Here is a 338-nt window from a genome sequence, read left to right on the forward strand (position 1 = left end):
AGGAAACCTTCAAGCTACTAGCCGAGGGACTTGAAGTTCTGGGAAAACATGCGGCTTCTCTTGGAGTCACGCTCATCTACGAACCTCTCAATCGCTACGAAACTAACCTGTTCAATACATTGGAGGCAGGAAGTGGATTTCTGGAAAGAAATGAGTTTAGCCATGTAAAGCTCCTGGCAGATCTCTTTCATATGAACATCGAAGAAGATAACCTTACCGAATCCATTAGAAAATCTGGAAACCACATCGGGCACGTCCATTTCGCCGATTCCAACCGAAAACCCATGGGTTTTGGGCATACAGCTATGGGACCGATTACCGAAGCCTTAAAAGAAATT

General features: G+C 45.0%; 1 protein-coding gene. It reads left to right on the forward strand.

Annotated features, from left to right (window positions below):
• On the forward strand, positions 1-338 hold a 338-nt coding region (locus ACNKXV_RS13705; RefSeq protein ID WP_417908284.1), incomplete at both ends, for a TIM barrel protein.

This window comes from Christiangramia aquimixticola, from assembly GCF_048285835.1.
In the GTDB taxonomy this organism is placed as follows: Bacteria; Bacteroidota; Bacteroidia; order Flavobacteriales; family Flavobacteriaceae; genus Christiangramia; species Christiangramia aquimixticola.